Origin of the sequence: Bacillus sp. J14TS2, from assembly GCF_018333015.1 — a bacterium.
In the GTDB taxonomy this organism is placed as follows: Bacteria; Bacillota; Bacilli; order Bacillales; family Bacillaceae_C; genus Lederbergia.
In genome coordinates, this window is sequence record NZ_BORE01000096.1 from 1 (window position 1) to 255 (window position 255).

Genomic DNA, 255 nt, shown 5'->3' on the forward strand with positions numbered 1-255 from the left:
TACAGACATACATTCCCGCATCTTTATTAAACTCAAATTCATCTTCTTTTTTTCGATAGCCCTGGGTTACGGAAGGATTTAATTTGGCTACTAACTCCATTTCCTTTTCACTGGTGTATTCAATATTCCCCTTTTCAGAATAAGCTGCATCTCCAATAACGGTTTCTACATCCATGCCAGCTTCCATACTTTTTTCAATCAGTGTTTCTAATTGTTTTCCATCATTTTTCTCACCTGTGGTAAGCGTAGCCGCCG

The 255-nt window shown here is 38.4% G+C and carries 1 pseudogene; it reads right to left on the minus strand.

The features are described 5' to 3' along the window. A pseudogene (locus KI375_RS27205) lies at positions 1 to 255 on the minus strand (IS5/IS1182 family transposase); the annotation flags it as partial.